This is a genomic window from Bartonella saheliensis, assembly GCF_902162175.1.
Genome location: NZ_LR607248.1, coordinates 1 through 7,650, shown reverse-complemented (window position 1 = coordinate 7,650; position 7,650 = coordinate 1). Strand labels below are relative to the sequence as shown.

At 37.6% G+C, this 7,650-nt stretch carries 5 protein-coding genes; 4 read left to right on the top strand and 1 reads right to left on the bottom strand.

Going from position 1 to position 7,650, the window contains the following annotated elements:
• Positions 1-95: 95 nt before the first annotated feature.
• The 4 genes from dnaJ (at position 96) to lepA (ending at position 6,882) form a co-directional block, all read left to right on the top strand.
• Positions 96-1,238, top strand: a complete 1,143-nt coding sequence (dnaJ, locus tag FS875_RS08920) for a molecular chaperone DnaJ (RefSeq protein ID WP_144755828.1) — start codon at positions 96-98, stop codon at positions 1,236-1,238.
• A gap of 1,208 nt (positions 1,239-2,446) precedes the next feature.
• The gene (gene argB, locus FS875_RS08915; protein WP_144755822.1) at positions 2,447-3,352 is read left to right on the top strand and encodes an acetylglutamate kinase; all 906 of its coding nucleotides are present in this window, start codon (positions 2,447-2,449) and stop codon (positions 3,350-3,352) included.
• A gap of 32 nt (positions 3,353-3,384) precedes the next feature.
• A complete protein-coding gene (locus FS875_RS08910) occupies positions 3,385-4,299 on the top strand; it encodes a DMT family transporter (RefSeq protein WP_144755819.1) in 915 nt (304 codons plus the stop codon).
• A 777-nt stretch (positions 4,300-5,076) separates the two neighbouring features.
• Positions 5,077-6,882 carry a translation elongation factor 4 gene (gene lepA, locus FS875_RS08905; protein WP_144755825.1) on the top strand — a complete coding sequence of 602 codons (1,806 nt, stop codon included), beginning with the start codon at positions 5,077-5,079 and terminating at the stop codon, positions 6,880-6,882.
• Between the two features lie 86 nt (positions 6,883-6,968).
• On the opposite strand, the gene FS875_RS08900 is transcribed toward lepA, so the two are convergent.
• A partial coding sequence (locus FS875_RS08900; RefSeq protein ID WP_144755817.1) for a 2,3,4,5-tetrahydropyridine-2,6-dicarboxylate N-succinyltransferase occupies positions 6,969-7,650 on the bottom strand: 682 nt, incomplete at its 5' end.

Below are 7,650 nucleotides of genomic sequence, written 5' to 3'. Positions count from 1 at the left end.
TAAAATTTGTAGTTGCGTTATTCTTGCTATAGCTCTCAGTCAAGTGTAAAGATGGATGATAGAAAAACTATCAGGAATACATTCAGGAATACATGATGAAGGTTGATTATTATGAAATTCTTGGCGTAACTCGTGAATGTGATGATAAAAAGTTGAAATCCGCTTTTCGTAAGTTGGCAATGCAGTATCATCCTGATCGCAACGCCGGGGATAAAGAGGCAGAGCGAAAGTTCAAAGAAATTGGCGAAGCCTATGAAGTTCTTAAAGATCCTCAAAAGCGTGCTGCTTATGACCGATTTGGTCATGCGGCCTTTGAAAATAGCGGTGGTCAAGGGGGAGGCAATCCCTTTAGCGGTTTTGCTTCCGGTGGTGGATTTGCTGATATTTTTGAAGATTTTTTTGGTGAGATTATGGGAGGTGCACACCGTAAGCGTGGTGATGGTCGCGAACGTGGTGCTGATTTGAGTTATAATATGGAAGTGACTTTAGAAGAGGCATTTTCAGGAAAAACTGCAGAAATTAATATTCCTAGTTCTGTCACGTGCGATGTTTGTGAAGGTTCAGGAGCGAGAAAGGGCTCTAGTCCACAAGTTTGTGGGACATGTCATGGGTCTGGTCGTGTGCGTGCCGCACAAGGTTTTTTTTCTATTGAAAGAACATGTCATACATGTCATGGACGTGGTGAAACGATTACAGATCCATGCCCCAAATGTCAGGGTACACGGCGCATAGAGAAAAAACGTTCATTGAGCGTGAATGTTCCAGCTGGTATTGAAGATGGGACGCGTATTCGTCTTTCTGGTGAGGGTGATGCTGGTGTTCGTGGTGGTCCCAATGGTGATCTTTATATTTTCCTTTCCGTTAAACCACATGAATTTTTTCAGCGAGAAGGAGCAGATCTTCACTGTCGCGTTCCTATCTCGATGGTAACAGCAGCGTTAGGAGGAGAGTTTGAAGTTTCTGATCTTGATGGTGTTAAAGCACGTGTTAAAATCCCAGAAGGGACACAAAATGGACGTCAATTCCGCCTTAAAGGCAAAGGCATGCCCATGTTGCGCCGTCAGCAGTTAAGAGGTGATCTATATATTCATATCACGATTGAGACACCACAGAAGCTCACGCACGAGCAACGTGAACTATTGCAAAAATTTGAAAAGCTCTCAAATCATGAGAATTCACCACAATCACATGGTTTTTTTTCACGGATGAAAGAATTTTTTGAAAATATTTCTGGTTAAAATAGGTGAATGTTTTCAAAGTAAATGAGAAAATATTTTTGGAAGGTTATTTTCATTAAATTTCCGCTTGTCTTATCATCTTTAAAAAGCATTCTTTTGGTTTGAAAAGAAAGAAGAGAGACGATTACTTTAGTGTAAGCTCCTGGCTGTGCAGAATTTTTACATTTTATGGATAAGTCTTATTTTTGAATGTTTATAATATTTTAAAAAGGGCTTATCCATAGAAGGGTGCACTAAATGACTGATAATATTTTCAGTGTAACGGCATTTATCTTTTGTACCATAGAAAGATCGTCATTTAAGGCGATAATGCAAGCCATGTAAGCCTCTTATACATATAAAGCGGTTTTAGAGAAGTGCGAGGTTATGAGGCTTGTTCGTAGAGTCTTGATGTGAATAAATCATATAAGCAATCATCAGGTGGAACCAATTCAGTAAAAATCTAAATTTTTTTTACAGGCAAAATCCTTTTAAAAGCTTCATCATAAAATTTAAAAATGGTAAAATCTTATCAAATAAGACTAAAAAAAAGCTGTTGGGCAATCTATCTCTTCCCAAGAGTGTAGCCTTTCATGATCGGTTGTATAAGGTACTATTTTCATAGTCTTAACCACAGCCTACTCTAAAATATGAGGACTTTTATTCGGATAACGCTAGTCTATGATTATAAATCAATTGTATTGTAAATTTTACATGGTGTTCATATGCTAATTTCATTTTTAATGTGAACGCCAATGGTTTTGATTGATGTGAAATTTGAGTATTAAAATGACAAAATATTCCTATATTCAGATTTTTATTTTTTACGCTATAATTATTTTTTACGCTATAAAAAGATAACTTATTATAATTCTCCATAACATGCATTCTTGTAAAATCAATGGTTGTATATATTCCTATTCATTGTTAAGTATCCATAAGGTAACTGAATGGGTTGATTGTACAGCGTAGCTTAAAAGTTTTGCTCTTCAATTTTATATATCAGATCATAAAATAGTGACGTTTTTTGCGCTTATTCTATTTAATTTTTCGCTATTACGTTCATTGAGGAAGTTATTTTCTTGTTTTATCTCGTTATTATTTTTTCATAATTTGAAGGAAAATTGATGATTTTCAGGGGGATGGATAGAGTAAAGCTTTGTTTTATTGTTTTCACTTTTCCTAAATTTCACTAAGAGATAGTAAAAAGTGATGAGGAGGCTCTATTAATGGATGATGCTAAAAACAGTGCTGTTGATGCTTTGGAAAAACAAGCAGCATTTTTATCGTCTGCTTTACCTTATATGCAAAAATATGAAAATGAAACAGTCGTGGTAAAATATGGCGGTCATGCTATGGGTGATCCTGCTTTAGGGCGAGCATTTGCACGTGATATTGCTCTATTAAAGCAATCGGGGATTAATCCTGTTGTTGTTCATGGTGGAGGACCTCAAATTGCTGAAATTTTGATGAAAATGGGAATTGAATCACGATTTGAAAACGGTTTACGAGTAACCGATGAACGGATCGTTGAAGTGGTCGAAATGGTTTTGGCGGGTTCTATCAATAAGGAGATTGTTGCTCTCATCAATGCTGAGGGTGAATGGGCAATAGGGCTATGTGGCAAGGATGGCAATATGGTTTTTGCCGAAAAGGCTTATAGAACAGTCATTGATCCTGATTCGCATATTGAACGTGTTCTAGATTTGGGATTTGTTGGTGAGCCTATTGAAGTTGATCGTACATTGCTGGATCTATTAGCTTGTTCTGAAATGATACCAGTTCTTGCTCCTGTAGCTCCTGGTCGGGATGGTAAAACCTATAATATTAATGCTGATATTTTCGCTGGAGCTATTGCGGGTGCATTAGAGGCTAAACGTCTTTTATTTTTAACTGATGTTCCTGGTGTCTTGGATAAACAGGGTAAACTTTTAAAAGAATTGACAGTTTCTGAGGCTGAGAAACTTATCAAAAATGGAACAATTTCAGGAGGCATGATTCCAAAAGTAGAGACTTGTGTGAAAGCCCTTCAAAATGGTGTGGAAGGTGTTGTCATTTTAAATGGAAAAACCCCTCATTCTGTTTTACTAGAGCTGTTTACCGAACAGGGAGTTGGAACGCTTATTGTTTCATAAATTGTGCGGAGAATTGGAGGAGAAGGCTTTTCATGACGAATATAAAACAGTTGAAATATCCTTTATTAAGCAAACCAGAATTGGCAATATTTGCTGCAACAATATTGTGGGGGATTACGTTTTTAGTCATTCACATTGCGGTACGCTATAGTGGTCCTCTGTTTTTTGTTGGATTTCGTTTTATTGTTGCATCTCTTATATGTGGAGCAATTTTTTGGCGTTCTATAAAAGGTATAACTGTTTATGAAGTTTTTGCTGGGATGGCAATTGGTTTATCCATGTTTTTGGGTTATGCTTTTCAAGCCGCTGGACTTCAAACAATTATTAGTAGTCAGTCGGCTTTTATCACAGCGCTTTATGTTCCGATGGTTCCAATCTTGCAATGGATTGTTTTTAAAAAACCTCCCCGTTTTGCCTGTTGGATTGGTATTGTTTTTGCTTTTATTGGGCTTTTACTTGTTTCAGGACAAAAACCAGGAAGCGTTGATTTTTCAAAAGGCGAGATTTTGACTTTGTTAGGCGCTTTAGCGATTGCTGGAGAAGTCATACTCATCGGAATTTTTGCCAACAAGGTTGATAGTCGGCGTGTAACCATTATTCAGTTATTCTTTAGTGGTTTTTTTGCATTTGCTTGTATGCCTTTGATGGGTGAAAGCATTCCTGAGTTTTCGTGGGTATGGTTTAGTATTGGTATGGGGTTGGCATTAATGAGTGCGATTATTCAATTGGCCATGAATTGGGCACAAAAGTCTATTTCTCCTACCCGTGCAACACTGATTTATGCAGGTGAACCAGTGTGGGCTGGTATTGTTGGGCGTTTGGCTGGAGAGCATTTATCTCCTTTAGCTTTATTGGGTGGTTTATTTATTCTGATTGGAATCATTGTTGCTGAATTACAACCTTCACAATGGCGTAAAAAAAATAAAGCAATTGAAAAGATTGATTAGCGATGCACTTTTCCTACGTTTTTTTTACTTATAGCGTTTTCATTTCAATTGTAGAACAACAAATAATCATTATAAATCAATATATTATCAAATTATTTGAAGGAAGTTGATGTTTTTATCTTTAATGGAGGAAGAAAGGAGTTGTATAAAAAGTACATAAGAACTCTATGCAATAGAGCTTATTTCTACAGTTTCAAACGTTAAAAAGAAAGCTATCCCTTTCAACATGCATTTATTTTATATAAAATTGCTAAAAAGCAAATTATTGCATACAAATAAAAAGCATTTCTCACAAATTTTATCGTAAGTTTAAGTGATATACATATTCACGCGATATTTATACAACGTATTGATTTATAATGATAATATAACATTATTCATATTGAGTTAAAACTCTGAAGATTGTAAAAATCTTTTATGTTAAATCAATCCAAATGACTTGCTTATACACCATAAGTGGGAGCCATGTGGTTAAAATTGCATAAAAAAGATACCTCTCCTCTAAATTCTTTCAAGTCTCAAGGACTATTGCAACATTGGAGGTTTGCAAAGTGTGTGATAGTAGCGGCTTATCCAGCCGATAAGTCATCAAACAAGATGTGAAAAGATCATTTTAGGTCCCTTTGGTATTTAATTTATTAAATAAAAGCCTTATTTTTTAAACTACGAAAAGTTCATGTTTTGAGAAGTTCTTTCGGTTAATATTCTTTTGAAAGGTTCTCGATAGGACATAATTGGTCTTTGCGTTTTGTATTATTCTTTGCTAAATCGCCTTATATGACAATAGATCGTAATTATATTCGTAATTTTTCCATCGTGGCGCATATTGATCACGGCAAGTCCACTTTAGCGGATCGTTTGATTCAAATGACAGGAGGACTTGACACACGTGAGATGAAAGAACAAGTGCTTGATTCCATGGATATTGAGCGTGAACGTGGGATTACTATTAAAGCACAAACAGTACGTTTACACTATAAAGCAAAGAATGGTGAAACCTATATTTTAAATCTTATGGATACACCTGGTCATGTGGATTTTGCTTATGAAGTTTCGCGGTCACTAGCAGCGTGTGAAGGTTCTCTGTTGGTGGTGGATGCAAGCCAAGGTGTCGAGGCGCAGACGTTGGCAAATGTTTATCAAGCTATTGATAATTCTCATGAATTGGTTGTTGTGCTCAATAAAGTTGATCTTCCAGCAGCAGAACCTGAACGTGTTAAAGAACAAATTGAAGATGTGATAGGTATTGATACCTCTGAAGCTGTGGAAATATCAGCGAAAACAGGTTTAGGCGTCCCTGATGTTTTGGAGGCAATTGTTACACAATTACCCCCTCCACGTACAGGCGATGTTGCAAATCCCTTAAAGGCAATGTTGGTTGATAGCTGGTATGATTCTTATCTTGGCGTCATCGTTTTGGTACGAGTCATTGATGGTGTGTTGAAAAAGGGACAAACCATTCGTATGATGGGGACAGGGGCAAAATATCCTGTTGAGCGCGTTGGGGTGTTTACACCTAAAATGGTACAGGTTGATGAATTAGGACCAGGTGAGATTGGTTTTATCACTGCTTCTATCAAAGAGGTTGCCGATACACGGGTTGGTGATACGATTACGGAAGAGCGTCGTCCTTGTGAAAATGCTTTACCTGGTTTTAAGCCTGCACAACCGGTTGTCTTTTGTGGACTTTTTCCCATTGATGCTGCCGATTTTGATGATTTGCGTGCAGCCATGGGCAAATTGCGCTTAAATGATGCGAGTTTTTCTTTTGAGATGGAAACATCGGCGGCTTTGGGGTTTGGTTTTCGGTGTGGTTTTTTAGGGCTTCTTCATCTTGAAATTATTCAAGAGCGATTAGAGCGTGAGTTTAATTTAGATTTAATTGCGACAGCACCTTCGGTTGTTTATCGTATGAATATGAATGATGGTTCTGTTAAAGAGTTGCACAATCCAGCAGATATGCCTGATGTGGTTAAAATTTCTTCTATCGAAGAACCGTGGATTCGTGCGACAATAATGACTCCTGATAACTATCTTGGCTCAATTTTAGAACTTTGCCAGGAGCGGCGTGGAATACAGGTTGGTTTATCCTATGTTGGAACGCGCGCCATGGTGACATATGATTTGCCACTCAATGAAGTTGTTTTTGATTTTTATGATCGTTTAAAGTCAATATCGAAGGGGTATGCTTCTTTTGATTATCAGATGAGGGATTATGCAGAGGGGGATTTAGTTAAAATGTCTATTTTGGTGAATGGAGAGCCTATAGATGCATTATCCATGCTTGTACACCGCACGATTGCAGAAAAGCGTGGACGTTCATTGTGTGAAAAATTGAAAGATCTTATTCCTCAACATATGTTTCAGATTCCAATTCAAGCAGCAATAGGTGGTAAGATCATTGCACGTGAAACAATTCGTGCTTTGCGCAAAGATGTAACGGCGAAATGTTATGGAGGCGATGTCACGCGTAAGCGTAAGCTGTTAGAAAAACAAAAAGAGGGCAAAAAGCGGATGCGCCAATTTGGAAAAGTAGAAATTCCACAATCAGCTTTTATTCAAGCGCTTAAAATGAATAAATAATAAAGTAAGGGAGTCTTCTCCCTTATTGATTGCTTTGGTTTTGTTGATTGGTCAAAGTTCTTTATAGAGTTTTTAAAAATTGCACCTTAATGGCGCAAGAGATCATTAATAGATGTTTTTTCTCGTGTTTTTTGATCAACGCGTTTTACAATAACAGCACAATAAAGGCTTGGTCCCGCTTCACCATTAGGGAGTGGTTTACCGGGGAGAGAACCTGAAACCACAACTGAATAGGGTGGTACTTCACCGATAAAAATTTCACCTGTTGTACGATCAATAATCTTTGTAGATTTCCCAATAAAGACTCCCATTCCTAAAACAGCGCCTTCACGAACAATGCAACCTTCAACGACTTCAGATCGTGCACCGATAAAACAATGATCTTCAATAATCGTTGGGTTTGCTTGCAGTGGTTCTAAAACACCTCCGATTCCCACCCCCCCAGAAAGATGGACATGTTTACCAATTTGTGCGCAAGAACCAACTGTAGCCCATGTATCAACCATTGTGCCCTCATCAACAAAAGCACCAAGATTGACAAAGGATGGCATGAGTATGACATTGGGTGCAATATAGGCAGAGTGGCGTACAATTGCTCCAGGAACGGCACGGAACCCCGCTTTTTGAAAATCATCTTCTTTCCAACCAGAAAATTTCGAAGAAACTTTATCCCACCAATATGATTCACTAACACCACCAGAAAGAGTATGCATAGGATTGAGGCGAAAAGACAAAAGAACAGCTTTTTTCAACCATTGATGAACATGC

Coding starts and splice junctions, on each gene's coding strand:
- dnaJ (WP_144755828.1), top strand. CDS start 96: ATGAAGGTTGATTATTATGAAATTCTTGGCGTAACTCGTGAATGTGAT.
- argB (WP_144755822.1), top strand. CDS start 2,447: ATGGATGATGCTAAAAACAGTGCTGTTGATGCTTTGGAAAAACAAGCA.
- FS875_RS08910 (WP_144755819.1), top strand. CDS start 3,385: ATGACGAATATAAAACAGTTGAAATATCCTTTATTAAGCAAACCAGAA.
- lepA (WP_144755825.1), top strand. CDS start 5,077: ATGACAATAGATCGTAATTATATTCGTAATTTTTCCATCGTGGCGCAT.